Here is a 16,421-nt window from a genome sequence, read left to right on the forward strand (position 1 = left end):
TTTTTTATTAGACGGAAACTTAAGCCTGCGGCTGAGTTACAACGTCTTTGACGCCTTTAACTTCGATCTCAACGCGACGATCCGGGGCCAGGCAGTCGATCAGTGCAGCGCGAGCTTTCACGTTGTCACAGGTGTTGCCAGTAACCGGGTTGGATTCGCCCATACCACGTGCGGAGATTTTGTCAGCCGGGATACCTTTAGAGATCAGGTAATCAACAACAGACTGAGCACGTTTCTCAGACAGACCCTGGTTGTAAGCGTCAGAACCAATGCGGTCAGTGAAGCCCAGAACCACTACGGAACCGTCTTTCGGATCCAGGTTGCTCAGCTGGCTGTACATCTGATCCAGTGCCTGCTGGCCTTCTGGTTTCAGAGTAGCTTTGTTGAAGTTGAACAGAACGTCAGACTTCAGGGTGAAGTGTTTGGTCTGTACTTCTGGAGCCGGAGCCGGAGCCGGAGCTACGATCGGAGCAGCTTGTTCCTGCTGACCGAAACGGTAAGAAACACCTACGCTCAGCAGACCGTTGTCTGGACGAGTACCGATGGTGTTAGCGTCACCGATGTTGTTGGTCCACTGGTATTCCAGACGGGTAGCGATTTCAGGAGTAATTGCGTACTCAACACCACCTGCGAATACTGGGGATACGCCAGTGTCGTGATCTTTGGTAGATGCGCCACCAGGTACGTTAGACTTGGTGTCTGCACGCCATACCATACCACCCAGACGAGTGTAGATGTCCAGATCGTCAGTGATTGGGTAACCCAGTTTAGCGGTCAGCTGAACGCCCTGAGCTTTGTAAGCACCGTTGATGTTGTCACCTTTGTACGGCATACGACCTAACCAGTCGTAACCCATTTCAAAGCCAACATACGGGTTAACCTGGTAACCACCGAACGCACCGGCACCCAGTTGGTTTTCATGGGTCGGACCGTTGTTGTCGATGAAACCAGTGTCATGGTACTGGGACCAACCCAGTTTAGCACCAGTGTACCAGGTGTTATCTTTCGGAGCGGCCTGCGCCACGGTAGCGAAACCAGCCAGTGCCACTGCAATCGCGATAGCTGTCTTTTTCATTTTTTGCGCCTCGTTATCATCCAAAATACGCCATGAATATCTCCAACGAGATAACACGGTTAAATCCTTCACCGGGGGACTAGCTCAATAGTTACTCTACCGATATCTGCGGCTTATGCCGAGCACCCCTGGCGATGTAAAGTCTACAACGTAGTTGAAAACTTACAAGTGTGAACTCTGTCAGGCATATGAAAAAAAAAAGCTTGTATACATAATATTTAACATTTCGTGCATCAAAATCTTCCCCCCGATTTCGCGGGAACCGCGTCCGCCAAGCGTTCACCGAAAAAAAGCGTTAGTCCTCAATGCGAAGGTCTCGGGGGCAAAAAAAATTCCAGGATAAATCCTAATTTCACTCAATGATACAAATTCGAGTGAATTTTTAGCCCGGTTTGCTGTCTCGTGGCATGGGTCTGAGCATTCACGGGACGCATGATAAATCCCATCGCGTTTCCCTCATCCGCCGCCCTGACCAATTCAGCATGTTCTTCTTCTGTTAATTCTTCTGTCAGCCAGCCGATCACCACGCTGTAATTGCCCGTGCGTAATGCGCGAATCATCGATTCCAGCGTATCGCAGGGGGAAAGCTGGTTAATTTGCATCACTTTGGTCAGCGGAAGGCCGGCAGACTGAACCCATTCACGGCTCAGTTTTTGCTGCGGCGTCAGCCAGAGCTGCCAGCGCGATTGTTGACCTAACTGCTGAAGAAGCGGTAACAGCAGTAACTGCGTCATCATGGGCTGGTCTTCACGATAGACCACTTCGCTGATAAGCCCGGTGGACACTTTCTCAGAAGAGACGCGCGCCATCGTGTTCGATGTGGAAGAGAATGACGGAGAACGATTTGCGTAGCCTGAAGTGTACATAATCAATCCAGCCCTGTGAGTTACTGTATGGATGTACAGTAACCCTGATGTCGTGAAAGATCAACTTTATTTTCGGAAACAGACTCGCATTTTTTATTCATGGTTGCGGTAAAAACGAAATACAACTTGCCCCCTGAGAATAAGTTGCCTATTTTCGTCTGTAACGGATCCGCGACGACAAATCATTCTTTTAGTTTATGATTTAACAGGGAATTTTATGAAAGTACACTCCTATGACAGGATCTATAAATCACAGGAATATTTATCTTCTCTGGGGAGGATTCATTTCCGTTCACTGTTCGGCAGCTACAGTCTGACTATCAAGAATACCGTCTTTGCGATGGTCGCGAATGGTGAGCTTTATCTTCGTGCCTGTGAGCAAAGCGTACAGTATTGCGTGCAACATTCCCCTGTCTGGCTGACATTTCTCAAACGCGGGCGTCCGGTCATGCTCAACTATTATCAGGTTGATGACAGTTTGTGGCGCGACCAGCAGCAGTTGATCCAGTTATCGAAGTTTTCACTGGATGCCGCGTTGCAGGAGAAGTTGACCCGTTGTTCACAGCAGCGGCTTAAGGATCTCCCCAATATGACCTTTCATCTGGAAAGTTTACTGAATGAAGCGGGGATCTACGACGTCGCCACCCTGCGAATGCTGGGGGCCAAAATGTGCTGGCTGCGGCTTCGACAGATTAATAAGTCCATTACCGACAAGGTTCTGTTTAATCTTGAAGGCGCCATTTATGGCATTCATGAAGCTGCGCTCCCGGCGATACGCCGCCAGGAGCTTGCTTTGTGGGTTAAGTCGCTTTCGCCGGTGTCGATGTTTCCGGAGAAGATTGAGTGATTTGTCGCTGTAGTCGACCCATTTCCGGCAGCAGGGCCACCAGCAAACCGACCTGCTGAATCACCAATGGTTCTTTGCTGTCCGGGCGCGGCTCAAGATGCTGGATGCGCTGTTTCAGTTCTGCCAGCGCTTGTTGCACGCGCTCTTCGTCGGCCGGGAGATGATGTAGCGCATCATCGACGTAACAGACCGCATCGTCCAGTAGCGCCAGTACGTCGGGGTTGGTAAGTTGCTCACGATGCGCCCCTAATGCGGAGATATAGCTGGTGAATGTATGGTTGAGACAGAGCAAACGGAACGCTGCCTCACGCGTCTGTGCCGTCACATCGGGTTCGCTGGACATGTTCGACACTACGGAGGCCAGCTCTGCGTCGCGGTTATGGGCATCGCGGCGAGCAATCCGATATGCCAGTCGATTGTCGCGTCCCTGGTGGTATTGTTCCAGAATGGCGTCCAGATAGCGACAGTTGGCGTCGGTTGCTCTTTTCATCACCCGCGGGAGATTACGAAAACGCCAGTCAGGCCAGATGAAACTTACCGCCGCCCAGGCAATGGCGCAGCCGATGAGCGTATCAATCACTCGGGGTAGGGCGACTTCAAACCCTTCGCCGAGCAAATTGAAGCACAGCAGGACCAGCAGCGTAATAAACATGGTCGCATGGGCATACTGGACGTTGCGAAAGGCAAAGAACAGGACGCCGGTGATCACCAGTAGAATGAGCTGGCCTTCCAGTGACGGAACGAACCATAAAATCGGGATACCAATCGCGACCCCAACCAGCGTGCCGATGATCCTCAACGCCAGACGGTGTCGCGTGGCGTTGTAGTTAGGCTGGCAAACAAACAGGCTGGTCAGCAGGATCCAGTAACCGTGATGCATACCGGTTATCTGAATGATCGCATAGCCGACGCACAGGACCAGAGACATCCTGACCGCATGCCGAAACAGCGCGGATTCCGGGGTGAAGTTGCGGCTCAGCCGCAGCCAGATATCGCTGAGCCCGTGCGGACTGTCATCGGCAAGCTGGCTTTCTGATTCATTGCGCGACATGGCCTGAGCTTGCTCGGATTCAATCGTAGCCAGTTGCGCGTCGATAGCGCGCAAATTAGCCAGTAAGAATCCCAGCGTTTTCAGCAGATCGGCGGAGGCCCCGTTTGTCCGCATCCGCTCAAGTGCTGCGTCAAGATGCGTGAAAGCGCGTTCAAAATGTGGATCGTGCTGGTAGGGGACGCGTAGCAAAATCGAGCGTGACAGTTGCAGACAGGCCTGCCCCTGCATCGACATCAGACGTTGAAAGCGGAACATCACGTCGCTGTGACGAAAATGGTCGCGCAGCGTCTGGTATTGAATATGCGAGGAACTGGCGCGTTCATGAATATCCTGCGCCACAAAGTAATAATGCAGAGTACGCCGCGTGCCGCGTTGTCCCCGGTCGCCGCGCAACCGGGTCAGCAAGGACACTTTTGTCTGATTCAGCGTCGCCATCAGTTGGCCATTGGCCAGTGCTAAATCATAAAGCGGCGCCTGGCTTTCGTCTTCAATATCCGGGTCAAAAAGACGCGATTTTAGCTCCAGAAAGTGTGCCAGTTGTTCATAGCTGCGCGCCAGATTGTCCTGCAGGGGAAGAATGGGGAACAGCAGATGGCCGGTAAGCGTTAATCCGTTATACCAGATTGCGCCTGCCAGCAGCAGAAGCGGTTGCTGATACCATTGGGCGTACAGAGACGCGCCGAGCATAGTGTAAATCGCGATCAGCAGCGCGCCGAAGGCAATCGTTGCGTAGCGCTGACCCAGGCCGCCGAGCAGGATAAAACCGCTGGTGGAGATAGTCAGTCCGATGGCGAACAGCCACGGGTAGGGAAACAACAACTCGACCGAGGCGGAGGCGATAAAAAAGCAGATGAGCGTGATGATAAGGTTTCGCAGACGGCCCGCGAGCCGATCGTCCAGATCGGTCAACGCCGCCGCCACCATTCCCAGCGTCAGGGGGATGGTCAGTTTGACATCGCCCAGCCACCAGGGCAGCGCGGTGGTTCCGCAGAGAGCGATAAAAATTCGCACGTAATACAGCCAGGTGCTGTTCCAGGTATAGCGACGAAGCAGGGGACTTAACATACTGACTTAGCGTCCTGGTGACTCAAAACGGTGGCGGGCGTTCGCTTCACGTGCCGCCCGTGCGACTTCCACAGAGACGACGCGACGTCCCACGGGCCACAGCGCAATCGCGGCAATTTTAAAGTTCGCAATGCCAACCGGAATACCAATGATCGTGATGCACTGGGTGATACCAGCGGCGATGTGCATCAGGCACAGCCACCAGCCGAAGAAGATCAGCCAGAAAATATTCAGCAGCGTCCCGCCGGTATTCAACAGCACGTTTTTTCCCGCCGGATCCAGTTCATCGACATGGACTGCTTCATTTCCGTAAGGCAGCAGCGACAGTTTGGTGATTTCCCAGCACGAACGGGTGAGCGGCAGGGTGAAGATCAGCACAATACTGACCAGCGTCGCCAGGAACCAGGACAGTGTGGTGGCAAAACCCCCCAGCACAAAATTCAAAATATTCAGAACGGTACGCATAGACCCTCGGTTGATTCTGGTTTTCTATGATTCCTGGCAATTGTAACGTTTTTTTGGGCTGGAGCACGTATTCTCTGGCGGTTACACTGAGAAGAAATACGCTTTGTCTGGATCGGCTGAGTCATGGAACTTAAAGCAACGTCTATTGGAAAACGTCTGGCACAACACCCCTACGACAGGGCGGTGATCCTCAATGCTGGCATTAAAGTGTCGGGCGATCGCCATGAATATCTCATACCCTTCAATCAGTTACTGGCGATTCACTGTAAGCGCGGGCTGGTGTGGGGCGAACTTGAATTCGTGCTGCCGGATGAAAAAGTGGTACGACTGCATGGCACCGAGTGGGCTGAAACCCAGCGTTTCCATCATCATCTGAATACCCGCTGGCAGCAGTGGAGCCAGGAGATGAGTGAAGTTGCGGCCGGTGTATTGCAGGAACAACTGGATTTAATTGCCGTGCGAACCGGGCAGAATGCCTGGCTGACGCGCGAGCAGACGACGGGATTACAGCAGCAGATCCTGCGGGCGTTTGCCGCACTGCCGCTGCCGGTTAATCGGCTGGAAGAGTTTGATAACTGTCGCGATGCGTTGCGGCAGTGTCAGGCGTGGCTGAAAGATATCGAAGCGTGTCGCCTGCAGCATAACCAGGCGTATACCGAAACGATGTTGACGGAATACGCTGATTTCTTCCAGCAGGTGGAATCGTCGCCGCTCAATCCGGCTCAGGCCAGAGCGGTCGTCAACGGCGAACATTCTTTGCTGGTGCTGGCTGGGGCAGGGAGTGGAAAAACCTCGGTGCTGGTGGCGCGTGCGGGCTGGCTGCTGGCGCGGGGCGAAGCGGCCGCAGAACAGATCCTGCTACTGGCTTTTGGCCGAAAGGCGGCGCAGGAGATGGACGAGCGTATTCGCGAGCGGCTGCATACCGAGGAGATAACAGCGCGGACGTTCCATGCCCTGGCACTGCATATCATCCAGCAGGGCAGCAAAAAAGTTCCGACCATCAGTAAGCTTGAGAACGACACCACCGCGCGAAATAAACTGTTTATCAGTACCTGGCGTCAGCAATGCAGCGAGAAAAAAGCGCAGGCGAAGGGCTGGCGGCAGTGGCTGGAAGAGGAGATGCAGTGGACGGTGCCGGAAGGCAATTTCTGGGACGATGAAAAACTTCAGCGTCGTCTGGCCTCGCGGCTGGATCGGTGGGTGAGTCTGATGCGCATGCATGGCGGAGCCCAGGCGGAGATGATCGCCAGCGCGCCGGAAGAGATTCGGGATCTGTTCAGCAAGCGCGTGAAGCTGATGGCACCTTTGCTGAAGGCCTGGAAAAACGCGCTGAAAGCGGAAAATGCCGTCGATTTTTCCGGTCTGATCCATCAGGCAATCGTGATTCTGGAAAAAGGGCGTTTTGTCAGTCCGTGGAAGCATATTCTGGTGGATGAATTTCAGGATATCTCCCCGCAGCGTGCGGCGCTGCTGGCCGCGCTGCGTAAGCAAAACAGCCATACCACGCTGTTTGCCGTCGGGGATGACTGGCAGGCTATTTACCGTTTTAGCGGCGCGCAGCTTTCATTAACGACCGCGTTTCATCAGACCTTCGGTGACGGCGACCGTTGTGACCTCGACACCACCTATCGTTTCAACAATCGAATTGGCGAAATCGCTAATCGCTTTATTCAACAGAACCCGCATCAACTGAAGAAACCGCTTAATAGTCTGACGACGGGAGACAAGAAAGCCGTCACACTGTTGGATGAAACGCAACTGGATGCGTTGCTGGATAAGCTTTCCGGTTACGCGAAAGCCGACGAGCGGATTCTGGTGCTGGCCCGTTATCACCACCTGAAACCGGTCAGCCTCGAAAAGGCGACAACCCGTTGGCCGAAGTTGCAGCTTGATTTCATGACCATCCACGCCAGCAAGGGACAACAGGCGGATTACGTCATCATTGTCGGGTTACAGGAAGGGAGTGATGGTTTCCCGGCGCCGGCGCGTGAATCCATCATGGAAGAGGCGCTGCTGCCCGTCGTGGAAGATTTCCCGGATGCAGAAGAACGACGGTTGCTTTACGTAGCCCTGACCCGCGCCCGCCATCGGGTCTGGTTGCTGTATAACAAAGCGAATCCGTCACGCTTTGTCGAGGATCTGAAAGACCTGGATGTTCCGGTAGCGAGAAAAGCGTAAGCAGCAGGCGACGAATGTCGCCTGCGTGGGATTACTTGAGACGATCAGCCAGATAACGCGGGTAGTCCGGAATGAGCACATCGACATCGTCATTAAAGTGCGGCGACTGGATGATGAAATCCGCTGTGGCGACGTTGGTGGCGACGGGGATATTCCAGACGGTCGCCAGACGGAGCAGCGCCTTCACATCCGGGTCGTGTGGAACGGCGTTAAGCGGATCCCAGAAGAAAATCAGCACATCAATTTTCCCTTCAGAAATCAACGCGCCAACCTGCTGATCGCCGCCCATCGGGCCGCTCAGCATGGCGTTAACGTCCATACCCGTTGCGCGTTGAATGAGATTTCCGGTTGTCCCGGTCGCGTAGAGCACGTGCTTTTCCAGCAACGGCTGGTGGCGTTCTACCCAGCTCATCAACATTTTTTTGCAGTGATCGTGCGCAACCAGCGCAATGTGCTTACGCGCAGGTAAAGTGCGAGTCGTCAGTTCCATCATTCAGTTCCATTGTGGGTTTTGCTACAGAGTACTGAATGTGTCTGACGCTGCAAGAGAAAGACGAAAAAAAAGCCGGACGTGTCAAAGACATCAGGAAGAGGGCTGTTTCTCCGCCCATTGCAGAAAGCTATTGCGGGTTTGTGGATCTGCCTGGCGAAACCAGTACTTCAGGCGCTGTTCCGTGAGGGTTTGAGATTGGGGAGGGATGGTATCCAGCTCTGAGACCCCCGAAAGCAGGGTGCTGTCGTCGGCCATCATCGTGGCGAACTGGGGTAAGGAGGCGCGCCTGGCCGATTTATTGTAGCGCTCTGTTTCTGCCTCAAAATCAATGGCTTCTGTTTTTGAGGTAATGGCGAGGATATCCAGTTGTACCGGGATCGGCATTGCGTCGCCATCCAGCAACTCCAGACGCGGAGCGGCGTCGAAATGGCTGGCTTCACGGTCGCTTTCCAGACGCGGAAGGTGGAAATTGACCTGACCCACACGCTGAGTGTCAAAACTTACCACCAGCGGTGGGGAAATGTAGAGCTGTTCTTCATGGCTGGAGAGACGGATTGTCTTCTCAACCCGAAAAACGAGTTGATGCGGTCCATTGTCGAGTTCAATGCTGTCCGCGCCGCGCAGGAGTGAGCTGGAGACCTTTTTGCCGTCCAGCACCAGCAGGTCAATATCGGTTGAAAGACGGAGGGTGGTAGCGAAAACCGCGACCGGCAAACAGAGGGCAATCATCAGGGTCACAGTGCCGGTTTTCATAAGGTTCTCCTGTCCAAAGACCGCCGGGTAAGAATGTATCAAAATTTTTCGACAATCATGTTTACTAACATATAGACATATTTTGGCGTTTTGCTCTCATACTTACGGGTGGGACGCATGGTTGGGTCGTCAGGATTGTCGTACACTTTGCAAAACAGCCTGGAGAATGATGATGAAAGAGACCGACATTGCTGGCATTTTGACCTCGACCCGAACCATTGCCCTGGTTGGCGCAAGCGATAAACCCGATCGTCCAAGTTACCGTGTGATGAAGTATTTGCTCGATCAGGGTTATCACGTGATTCCGGTTTCTCCGAAGGTCGCCGGGAAAACGCTGCTAGGGCAGCAGGGCTACGCGACGCTGGCGGACGTGCCGGAAAAAGTGGACATGGTGGATGTGTTCCGCAATTCAGAAGCGGCATGGGGCGTCGCACAGGACGCGATCGCGATTGGCGCGAAAACGCTGTGGATGCAGTTGGGCGTGATCAATGAGCAGGCGGCGGTGCTGGCGCGCGAAGCGGGTCTGATGGTGGTGATGGATCGCTGCCCGGCGATTGAGATCCCGCGCCTGGGGTTGACGAAGTAAGTTAATTGCCCTGATGGCAGAAAGGAAACAGGCCCGATAAGCAATGTGCCATCGGGCCTCAACAAGGATCAGTTACGCAGGCGGGGGGCCTGCAACTGTTTACGAATGGTCTGAGCAAGCTCATCCATCGAAGGCTGTTCAGGATGTTCGTCCTGCGTTTCGCTGCTTAGCTGCGCTTCGGCAAGATAGGTATGTACCGGACGACCGTCATCATCTTCCATCACCACGTGATACCACGGAGCAGCACGAAGCTCGTCGTTGACCGCCAACTCATCAGGTGACGGTTCCGCAAGCGAATAGACCGGGTCGATATCCACGACCACTCCGAGATATCCTAACAGGGAATGGCGGACCTGCTGGCCGATACCGAATTTGCTGGCAATCATAGTCACCTCCCGGGAAATCATTACCCTTGATATAAGGGTAAAATTCCACTTTTCAAGTTACATGACGCGACAGGCAAACCCTTTGAGATACAGCCCTTCCGGGTAGGTAGCGATCACGGGATGATCGGCGGCCTGACGGAACTGCTCTATAAATTGTACATCACGACCCGCATCAATTGCGGCATCAGCGATGATTTTCTGAAATAAATCTGTTGTCATCAGACCGGAGCAGGAGAACGTCAGCAGCACGCCACCCGGATTCAGCAACTGGATAGCCAGCATGTTGATATCCTTGTAACCCCGGCACGCCCCCATCAACTGGCTTTTATTTTCGACAAACTTCGGCGGATCCATCACGATGACATCAAATTTCTCGCCGCGATCGCGATAGGTCCGTAACAGTTTAAAAACATCGTCACGAACAAATTCAGCCTTGCTGAGATCGAGTTTGTTCAGTTCGACGTTCTGCTTCGCAATATCCAGCGCTTCCTGGGAAGTATCGACGCTGATAACCTGACGGCAGCCGCCCATCAGCGCAGAAACGGCAAACCCCCCGGTGTAGGAGAAACAATTGAGTACCCGTTGATTGTCGACATAGCGGCGCGTTGCCAGACGGCTGTCACGTTGATCGAGGTAATAGCCGGTTTTGTGACCGCCCTGGATATCGACCAGTAGCTTCATACCGTGTTCTTCAATTGGCAGGAGTGCTGGAGGGATCTCACCAGTGACCGGGCCCTGCGTCAGCGCCATACCTTCCTTTTTACGCACCGCGACATCGCTACGATCGTAAATCGCACATTCCGGGTAGAGCGCTTGCAGCGCGCTAATCAACGCGGCGCGTTGATATTCCGCCCCGGCGCTGAGCAATTGCAGCACGAGGAAATGACCAAAGCGATCGATGGTCACGCCCGGCAAGCCGTCGGACTCACCGGCGATCAGACGATAGCTGTCCAGTCCATCTTTATTCGCCAGCCAGTCGCGCCATTGCTGCGCCTGTTGCAGACGACGGGTGAAGAAGGCGATATCGACAGACTCGGACTTGTCGAAGGTCCAGACGCGCGCGCGGATTTGCGACGCCGGGGAAAAGGCGCCACGGGCTAACCATTTACCCTGATGGTCAACAATGTCGATGGTTTCACCGAGGTTGGCTTTACCTTCCATGCGGGCAACGGCACCGGAAAAGACCCACGGATGGCGACGAAGTAATGATTTGTCGCGCCCTTTGGCTAACACCAGGCGGGGATATTGAGGAAATGAAGATTCAGTCATACGAGCAACCTCACACAAACAGGGATGCGAGCCGGGTGTCTATTCCAGCCTGATACCGTTAAAACAAAATGGCGCGTAGGGTAGCACAGATGCGGGATGCAATCATCAGCACCGACAGTGAGCATTTCGGCACAAACTGAAAGCACAGAGGCACAATTTCCTGGGTATGCGCCTGATAGATTGTCATTTCTTAATCTGAATAAGGAAATACAATGAAAATGTCATCTTATCTGACGGCTATTGTGCTGACGACGCTCAGTTATGGTGCGGCGGCCTCTCCGGCGTTCAGCCTCGGCAGTACAGACATTCCCGATAATCTCGTTTTAACGCAAAAGCAGGTCTTTAATGGATTTGGCTGTGAAGGCGGAAATATCTCTCCGCAGTTGCACTGGCAAAATGCGCCCGAGGGAACAAAAAGCTACGCGATCACTGTGTTTGATCCCGATGCGCCTACGGGAAGTGGTTGGTGGCACTGGACGGTCGTGAATATTCCGGCAAGTATTCATGCTCTCCCATCGGGTGTGAAGATGGAAACCGTGGCGGCGGGGATTGTTCAGGGGCGTAACGATTTTGGTTATGCTGGGTTTGGCGGGGCTTGTCCGCCGGTTGGAGATAAGCCGCACCGCTATCAGTTCACTTTATGGGCACTCAATACAGATGCCTTACCCATCGATCACAATGCGAGCGGTGCGCTGGTGGGATTTATGCTTGACAGTCATGTCATTGCCAAAGCGGAATTGACAGCCACATACGGAAGATAAACAGAGGAGAACACGGTGCAGGACGTTTATTTTCAACATAATGTTCTCACGACAGCGGAGGTGCGTTCCAGCCAACGTCATCGCTTGCATCGTGTTAAGCTTTTCTCTGCTGCACTCTGCCATATCACGCAGGGCAGCAAAGTCATTATGCAAGAGGATAATCGCCTGGTTGCAAAACCTGGCGAGTTAATCATCATTCCGGCGAATACGTCGCTGGACATTATTAATCAACCCGGGCAGGGCGGTTTTCGTTCAGATCTCCTGCTACTCTCGCCAGACATGATTTCCGCATTTAAAAAAACCTATGTTAAGGATTTTCCGCCCGCCACGCTGACCTCTTTATGTACGCCGATGAACCCCAGTCTGGCGTTTATGTGGACGAATTTACTTTCCGCTGTGCGTCAGGGATTGCCGGCAGAGTTGCAGGCACATCAGGCAATGGGATTATTACTCGCACTTTTACATGAAGGGGCAATCGGTCCACTGCTTATCGAACGGGGTTACACGCTAACGGAACAGGTACGCCAGCTCATTATGTTGGCACCTGCTAAGCTTTGGAGAGCACAGGATATCGCCCATCGGTTAGCCATGGGAACCTCCACGTTGCGCAGACGACTCCAGCATGAATCGCAGAGCTACCGACAGATTGTTGAAGAGGTCCGTATGTCTTATGCGTTATCTCAATTGCAGTCGACGACGTTACCAATAGGAGAGATAGCATTGCGCAGCGGCTATCTTTCAGGCTCGCGATTTACGGCGAGGTTTAGCCAATATTACGGATGCTTGCCGAAACAGGTACGTTAATGTTATTCACATAACCGTGTGAGGTTACGCTCATCGTTTTCGATAAGAAGGAGAATAGCCATGGCGAGAGTCTGCATTATCGCGTGGGTTTACGGCCGGGTTCAGGGCGTGGGATTTCGCTATACCACGCAGCATGAGGCGCGGCGGCTGAGTTTAACCGGCTATGCGAGGAACAGGGATGATGGCAGCGTGGAGGTTGTCGCCAGCGGCGAAGCGGAGCAGGTCGACAAATTACTGAAGTGGCTCAAAGACGGCGGCCCGAGTTCTGCCCGGGTAGACAGAGTCCTGAGCGAGCCGCACCGTCCTCGTGAGGAATTTACCGGTTTTAGTATTCGCTATTAAATACACTTCACCGGCTTCGGCAGGCCAGCAATTTTAGTGGCCTGTTTCGCCGGGCCTTTCGGAAACAGACGATACAGATAACGGCTGTTGCCTTTCTCCTCGCCAAACTTATTCGCCATCGCCTTGACCAGCATGCGAATCGCAGGCGAGGTATTAAACTCCAGATAGAAGTCGCGAACAAAACGCACCACTTCCCAATGTTCCGGGGAGAGGGTGATTCCCTCGTTTTCAGCAATGACTACAGCCATCGGTTCGCTCCACTGCGCACTCTCTTTCAGATAACCGTCGGAGTCGGTAGCGATTTCTTTACCTTCAAAGATCAACATAATTCTTCACTGCGTTAGACAACCTGGCGGCAGTTTACCAAAAAACAAAGCCCCGCATAAGCGGGGCCGGGTGTCATGCTTTGTTGCCGTTAATCGCGGCTGGCGAAGCCCAGAATGCTGAGCAGGCTGATAAAGATGTTGTACAGCGAAACGAAGAGGCTAACCGTTGCGCGGATGTAGTTAGTCTCACCGCCACGGATGATGTTGCTGGTTTCGAACAGGATTGCGCCTGAAGAAATCAGGATAAACACCGCGCTGATTGCCAGATGCAGTGCCGGCAGTTGCAGGAAGATGTTCGCCACCATGCCAATCAGTACCACCACGATACCGGCCATCAGCATACCGCCGAGGAAGGACATGTCTTTACGGGTAGTCAGCACGTAGGCGGAGCAGCAGAAGAACACCAGCGCGGTACCGCCCAGCGCCATACCGATCACGTCGCCCATCCCAGCGGACAGGTAAGCGTTCAGAATCGGCCCGAGGATGTAACCGAGGAAGCCGGTGAAGGCAAACGCGGAAATAATGCCGCTTGGCTTGTTCGCCGTTTTATAGGTCAGGAACATCAGCCCGTACATCCCCACCAGCGTCAGAATCAGACCCGGAGAAGGCAGCATCAGCACGGTGCTGGCGGTGGCGGTGATCGCCGAAAACGCCAGCGTCAGGCTCAGCAGAAAATAGGTATTGCGCAGCACTTTGTGCGTGCTGAGTAGCGATGTACGGTCATGTGATGAACTAACAATACGATCCATGAGTCACTCTCTTATGACAGATGTAATTAATGATGGAGGATAATGAAAACACAGACGCGCACACAGCGCTTTTACCCATCTTTACTCATTTGATCTAAATCAGGTTTCATCGTGGATTATGGTGAATGGCTGATAAAGCGTGAGTGTTGTGCTGAATAAATGGTCAATCTGTTGTTATTTCAGGCTATTAACAGCATTTTGACTGTTTTTCAGGCAAACGAACACATTCGGGCTTTACACGACGCATTGGGATGTTTATAGTGCGCCTCATTCCGGAAGTGTGGCCGAGCGGTTGAAGGCACCGGTCTTGAAAACCGGCGACCCGAAAGGGTTCCAGAGTTCGAATCTCTGCGCTTCCGCCAGATTAAACAAGGGGTTACCGAAAGGTAGCCCCTTTGTTTTTTGGGCGGTTGGTATATTTTAATTACGGACCTCATAAAAAATCCCGCTGAAGCGTAACACCGTTCACTTACGTAAGATGCTTTGAGTGAGCGGAATGCTGAGTTTTTGAGATTAGAACGGTTCCTGGTTTCATTCGTGAAATCAAGAGTCTGAGAATCAACTCAAGGGGAATGGCACGATGAAAACAGGGAAGTGACGTGGGTTCAGCCCTGGTCTGCGTCTCATCAGCCCATGTCGAACGTATAAAAAAAACTCATCAGAGAATTGATGAGGCTATTGTCGTCTACCTGCCGGATCGTTCAACCGACCATTTTGCTTAACCGATAGGTATTACGCCAATGTGGGGTTGTTGCTTTCTGGCGATCCGACAGGGGGATTCGCGAACGTGTTGCGGCACACTACCCCTGTCACATCGCCGATCGGTATTGCAGCCAAAAAAATCATTTTACGTTCAGGTTTTCAGTGAATTCATGACTGGCAACAGATTGCACCTTCCATGAGCCGCCTTCTTTCACCATGCAGTCAATTACGATGTGATCCTTTTTCTTGCCGAATGCTATGTAAATATTCACGCAAACCGGATCAGTATCTCCGGCAATGGCTGTGACATTAGAGACCCAGTCATCACCGATGTATTGAGACTTCGTAAAAATATCCGCGTCGTAAAATTCCTCATCTGCGAACCTCGGATCATCTGCGTGGCGCAATTTTTTCAATGTGGCGGCGGTGACGTATTTATCGATTTCACGCCCTTCAGTGATGGGGTAATGATCTGCATTAACCTGGTTGGCGTACCACCTGTTGAACTCCACTGCGCGCGATTCCGGGCTATTTACGCCCGCGAGAACAGACGCAGAGATAAAGAGTAACGCAAAGAGAATCTTCATTTAGTAGTGCCTATAAAATGTTACTGCTGGCTGTATGGCTCTGTAACTCGCACCGGGATACATGCTGCGCTGGATAAAATCTGAATACCACGTTCCTGAACCATCATAAATGCAGCGTGCCCGTATTGATTGTGACCTGGTAGAGCATCGATAACAGCTACATCACCCTCGATTAAAGTGCCGCTCACTTTAGTGAATCCGGCGTTTTCCAGTGAGCGCCAAAAATTTTTCGCGTCTGCACCCTCAATGCGGATACCTCCGGCGCGGATTGCATCTGCTACCGCTCGGGCGCAGTGATGTGTGCTGTGGGCGTAGGCGTGCTGGCGCGCATATAAAACGGCGTCGTGTGGTTTCCATGACATATTTTTTACTTCCTTATTAATTGAACGAATGACAAGGAATGTTGTACGCCTGTAATTGAAGAATTTTTGTAATTGATGGTGAGGCGATATTAACCACTATCCATGTTATCTATATAAATGAAATCAACTATTTATAAATTAGATTCTCTCTGCTGGCCGGTTTTTTATGGACGAAAGAAAATGCCCTACAAACACACGCTCTCTGAGGTGCTGGTGATGCTGTTTATCAATCCGCCGGAGGCTATCCGCATCATTTCCGTAATGGCCGGCGGAGCGCTGGCGCGGGCGTGCCGCGCGTCATCAAACTCACAGCTGAAACGCCTGGGCGAGATGGTATTTTGCATTCTGGCGTAATACTGCGTTCACCCGTTTATTCCCGTCATGCCGACGCTGTTCGGCGTGCAGGTGCCGTGGGGGACAATTGCGATCGTCATATCGCTCGCCGGCAGTCACGTTATTTACGTTTTAGTTACGTATTTCTGGAAGAAAGAACCGGTATTGATTTAAAGGAAATAAAAAACATGACACGTAAATTCTGTCAGCGCAGCCAAAACAATTTAACTGGCGTAAATGGCGATCTGGTTACTCTGGTCCGTACCGCGTTGTCCGGCTTTATGGGGTATCTGAAAGGGAAAAGCAGTCTGATGATGTATGAGCAGTTTGGGGATATGAAGTTTAAATACAGTAACAGGGAGTTCTGGTGTCGTGGATACTACGTAGATACGGTGGGTAAGAACACGGCGAAGATACAGGA

At 52.5% G+C, this 16,421-nt stretch carries 20 protein-coding genes and 1 tRNA gene; 9 read left to right on the top strand and 12 right to left on the bottom strand.

Features of this window, described 5'->3' with window-relative positions; all coding sequences use genetic code 11:
- Positions 1 to 19 precede the first annotated feature (19 nt).
- Together ompA and sulA are read right to left on the bottom strand one after the other, a co-directional pair.
- Positions 20 to 1,075, bottom strand: a complete 1,056-nt coding sequence (gene ompA, locus OGY35_RS18170) for a porin OmpA (RefSeq protein WP_286633053.1) — start codon at positions 1,073 to 1,075, stop codon at positions 20 to 22.
- A gap of 356 nt (positions 1,076 to 1,431) precedes the next feature.
- Entirely contained in the window at positions 1,432 to 1,941 is a 510-nt protein-coding gene (gene sulA, locus OGY35_RS18175) for an SOS-induced cell division inhibitor SulA (RefSeq protein WP_152405222.1), read from the bottom strand.
- Positions 1,942 to 2,158: 217 nt separating this feature from the next.
- Between sulA and OGY35_RS18180 the strand changes: the two genes are divergently transcribed.
- A complete protein-coding gene (locus OGY35_RS18180; protein ID WP_286633055.1) occupies positions 2,159 to 2,788 on the top strand; it encodes a TfoX/Sxy family DNA transformation protein in 630 nt (209 codons plus the stop codon).
- Here the strand turns inward: OGY35_RS18180 and yccS are convergent.
- Together yccS and OGY35_RS18190 are read right to left on the bottom strand one after the other, a co-directional pair.
- Positions 2,742 to 4,904: a YccS family putative transporter gene (yccS, locus tag OGY35_RS18185; protein WP_286633056.1), complete on the bottom strand. Its 2,163-nt coding sequence runs from the start codon at positions 4,902 to 4,904 to the stop codon at positions 2,742 to 2,744. The two genes, OGY35_RS18180 and yccS, sit on opposite strands and share 47 nt — an antisense overlap.
- A gap of 6 nt (positions 4,905 to 4,910) precedes the next feature.
- On the bottom strand, positions 4,911 to 5,369 hold the full coding sequence (locus OGY35_RS18190; RefSeq protein WP_286633057.1) for a YccF domain-containing protein: 459 nt from the start codon (positions 5,367 to 5,369) through the stop codon (positions 4,911 to 4,913).
- 123 nt (positions 5,370 to 5,492) lie between these two features.
- On the opposite strand from OGY35_RS18190, the gene helD reads away from it, so the two are divergent.
- Entirely contained in the window at positions 5,493 to 7,547 is a 2,055-nt protein-coding gene (helD, locus tag OGY35_RS18195) for a DNA helicase IV (RefSeq protein ID WP_286633058.1), read from the top strand.
- Between the two features lie 31 nt (positions 7,548 to 7,578).
- On the opposite strand, the gene mgsA is transcribed toward helD, so the two are convergent.
- Both mgsA and OGY35_RS18205 read right to left on the bottom strand, forming a co-directional pair.
- On the bottom strand, positions 7,579 to 8,037 hold the full coding sequence (mgsA, locus tag OGY35_RS18200) for a methylglyoxal synthase (protein WP_152406364.1): 459 nt from the start codon (positions 8,035 to 8,037) through the stop codon (positions 7,579 to 7,581).
- 93 nt (positions 8,038 to 8,130) lie between these two features.
- A complete protein-coding gene (locus OGY35_RS18205; RefSeq protein WP_286633059.1) occupies positions 8,131 to 8,793 on the bottom strand; it encodes a DUF2057 family protein in 663 nt (220 codons plus the stop codon).
- A gap of 172 nt (positions 8,794 to 8,965) precedes the next feature.
- On the opposite strand from OGY35_RS18205, the gene OGY35_RS18210 reads away from it, so the two are divergent.
- On the top strand, positions 8,966 to 9,379 hold the full coding sequence (locus OGY35_RS18210) for a CoA-binding protein (RefSeq protein ID WP_042319968.1): 414 nt from the start codon (positions 8,966 to 8,968) through the stop codon (positions 9,377 to 9,379).
- Positions 9,380 to 9,447: 68 nt separating this feature from the next.
- On the opposite strand, the gene hspQ is transcribed toward OGY35_RS18210, so the two are convergent.
- A complete protein-coding gene (hspQ, locus tag OGY35_RS18215) occupies positions 9,448 to 9,765 on the bottom strand; it encodes a heat shock protein HspQ (protein WP_042319966.1) in 318 nt (105 codons plus the stop codon).
- Positions 9,766 to 9,822: 57 nt separating this feature from the next.
- Positions 9,823 to 11,034, bottom strand: coding sequence for a 23S rRNA (cytosine(1962)-C(5))-methyltransferase RlmI (rlmI, locus tag OGY35_RS18220; RefSeq protein ID WP_286633060.1), 1,212 nt, complete (start codon positions 11,032 to 11,034; stop codon positions 9,823 to 9,825).
- A gap of 212 nt (positions 11,035 to 11,246) precedes the next feature.
- Between rlmI and OGY35_RS18225 the strand changes: the two genes are divergently transcribed.
- From OGY35_RS18225 to yccX, 3 genes are read left to right on the top strand one after another with little or no spacing between them, the layout of a single operon-like run.
- Positions 11,247 to 11,795 (top strand): YbhB/YbcL family Raf kinase inhibitor-like protein, encoded by a 549-nt coding sequence (locus OGY35_RS18225; RefSeq protein WP_286633061.1) that lies wholly within the window; start codon positions 11,247 to 11,249, stop codon positions 11,793 to 11,795.
- A 15-nt stretch (positions 11,796 to 11,810) separates the two neighbouring features.
- Positions 11,811 to 12,599 carry a helix-turn-helix transcriptional regulator gene (locus tag OGY35_RS18230; protein ID WP_286633062.1) on the top strand — a complete coding sequence of 263 codons (789 nt, stop codon included), beginning with the start codon at positions 11,811 to 11,813 and terminating at the stop codon, positions 12,597 to 12,599.
- Positions 12,600 to 12,659: 60 nt separating this feature from the next.
- A complete protein-coding gene (gene yccX / locus OGY35_RS18235; protein WP_152405214.1) occupies positions 12,660 to 12,941 on the top strand; it encodes an acylphosphatase in 282 nt (93 codons plus the stop codon).
- On the opposite strand, the gene tusE is transcribed toward yccX, so the two are convergent.
- Both tusE and yccA read right to left on the bottom strand, forming a co-directional pair.
- The gene (tusE, locus tag OGY35_RS18240; RefSeq protein ID WP_046478766.1) at positions 12,938 to 13,267 is read right to left on the bottom strand and encodes a sulfurtransferase TusE; all 330 of its coding nucleotides are present in this window, start codon (positions 13,265 to 13,267) and stop codon (positions 12,938 to 12,940) included. The genes yccX and tusE overlap by 4 nt on opposite strands.
- A gap of 89 nt (positions 13,268 to 13,356) precedes the next feature.
- Positions 13,357 to 14,016 carry an FtsH protease modulator YccA gene (gene yccA, locus OGY35_RS18245; protein WP_286633064.1) on the bottom strand — a complete coding sequence of 220 codons (660 nt, stop codon included), beginning with the start codon at positions 14,014 to 14,016 and terminating at the stop codon, positions 13,357 to 13,359.
- 274 nt (positions 14,017 to 14,290) lie between these two features.
- On the opposite strand from yccA, the gene OGY35_RS18250 reads away from it, so the two are divergent.
- Positions 14,291 to 14,378: transfer RNA gene (locus tag OGY35_RS18250), tRNA-Ser, on the top strand.
- Positions 14,379 to 14,858: 480 nt separating this feature from the next.
- Here OGY35_RS18250 and OGY35_RS18255 read toward each other — a convergent pair.
- A complete protein-coding gene (locus OGY35_RS18255) occupies positions 14,859 to 15,305 on the bottom strand; it encodes a DUF3828 domain-containing protein (RefSeq protein WP_286633065.1) in 447 nt (148 codons plus the stop codon).
- A gap of 20 nt (positions 15,306 to 15,325) precedes the next feature.
- Positions 15,326 to 15,667, bottom strand: coding sequence for a hypothetical protein (locus OGY35_RS18260; RefSeq protein ID WP_353655491.1), 342 nt, complete (start codon positions 15,665 to 15,667; stop codon positions 15,326 to 15,328).
- Positions 15,668 to 15,847: 180 nt separating this feature from the next.
- On the opposite strand from OGY35_RS18260, the gene OGY35_RS18265 reads away from it, so the two are divergent.
- Complete coding sequence (locus OGY35_RS18265) at positions 15,848 to 16,021, top strand: hypothetical protein (RefSeq protein WP_286631507.1); 174 nt, start codon at positions 15,848 to 15,850, stop codon at positions 16,019 to 16,021.
- 167 nt (positions 16,022 to 16,188) lie between these two features.
- On the top strand, positions 16,189 to 16,421 hold a 233-nt coding region (locus tag OGY35_RS18270), incomplete at its 3' end, for a transposase (protein ID WP_502872692.1).

This window comes from Citrobacter sp. Ct235, assembly GCF_030332305.1.
In the GTDB taxonomy this organism is placed as follows: Bacteria; Pseudomonadota; Gammaproteobacteria; order Enterobacterales; family Enterobacteriaceae; genus Citrobacter_A; species Citrobacter_A telavivensis.

Bases quoted from the DNA above. Each gene is read 5' to 3' on its own strand.
- ompA (WP_286633053.1), bottom strand. From the start codon at position 1,075: ATGAAAAAGACAGCTATCGCGATTGCAGTGGCACTGGCTGGTTTCGCT.
- sulA (WP_152405222.1), bottom strand. From the start codon at position 1,941: ATGTACACTTCAGGCTACGCAAATCGTTCTCCGTCATTCTCTTCCACA.
- OGY35_RS18180 (WP_286633055.1), top strand. From the start codon at position 2,159: ATGAAAGTACACTCCTATGACAGGATCTATAAATCACAGGAATATTTA.
- yccS (WP_286633056.1), bottom strand. From the start codon at position 4,904: ATGTTAAGTCCCCTGCTTCGTCGCTATACCTGGAACAGCACCTGGCTG.
- OGY35_RS18190 (WP_286633057.1), bottom strand. From the start codon at position 5,369: ATGCGTACCGTTCTGAATATTTTGAATTTTGTGCTGGGGGGTTTTGCC.
- helD (WP_286633058.1), top strand. From the start codon at position 5,493: ATGGAACTTAAAGCAACGTCTATTGGAAAACGTCTGGCACAACACCCC.
- mgsA (WP_152406364.1), bottom strand. From the start codon at position 8,037: ATGGAACTGACGACTCGCACTTTACCTGCGCGTAAGCACATTGCGCTG.
- OGY35_RS18205 (WP_286633059.1), bottom strand. From the start codon at position 8,793: ATGAAAACCGGCACTGTGACCCTGATGATTGCCCTCTGTTTGCCGGTC.
- OGY35_RS18210 (WP_042319968.1), top strand. From the start codon at position 8,966: ATGAAAGAGACCGACATTGCTGGCATTTTGACCTCGACCCGAACCATT.
- hspQ (WP_042319966.1), bottom strand. From the start codon at position 9,765: ATGATTGCCAGCAAATTCGGTATCGGCCAGCAGGTCCGCCATTCCCTG.
- rlmI (WP_286633060.1), bottom strand. From the start codon at position 11,034: ATGACTGAATCTTCATTTCCTCAATATCCCCGCCTGGTGTTAGCCAAA.
- OGY35_RS18225 (WP_286633061.1), top strand. From the start codon at position 11,247: ATGAAAATGTCATCTTATCTGACGGCTATTGTGCTGACGACGCTCAGT.
- yccX (WP_152405214.1), top strand. From the start codon at position 12,660: ATGGCGAGAGTCTGCATTATCGCGTGGGTTTACGGCCGGGTTCAGGGC.
- tusE (WP_046478766.1), bottom strand. From the start codon at position 13,267: ATGTTGATCTTTGAAGGTAAAGAAATCGCTACCGACTCCGACGGTTAT.
- yccA (WP_286633064.1), bottom strand. From the start codon at position 14,016: ATGGATCGTATTGTTAGTTCATCACATGACCGTACATCGCTACTCAGC.
- OGY35_RS18255 (WP_286633065.1), bottom strand. From the start codon at position 15,305: ATGAAGATTCTCTTTGCGTTACTCTTTATCTCTGCGTCTGTTCTCGCG.
- OGY35_RS18260 (WP_353655491.1), bottom strand. From the start codon at position 15,667: ATGTCATGGAAACCACACGACGCCGTTTTATATGCGCGCCAGCACGCC.
- OGY35_RS18265 (WP_286631507.1), top strand. From the start codon at position 15,848: ATGCCCTACAAACACACGCTCTCTGAGGTGCTGGTGATGCTGTTTATC.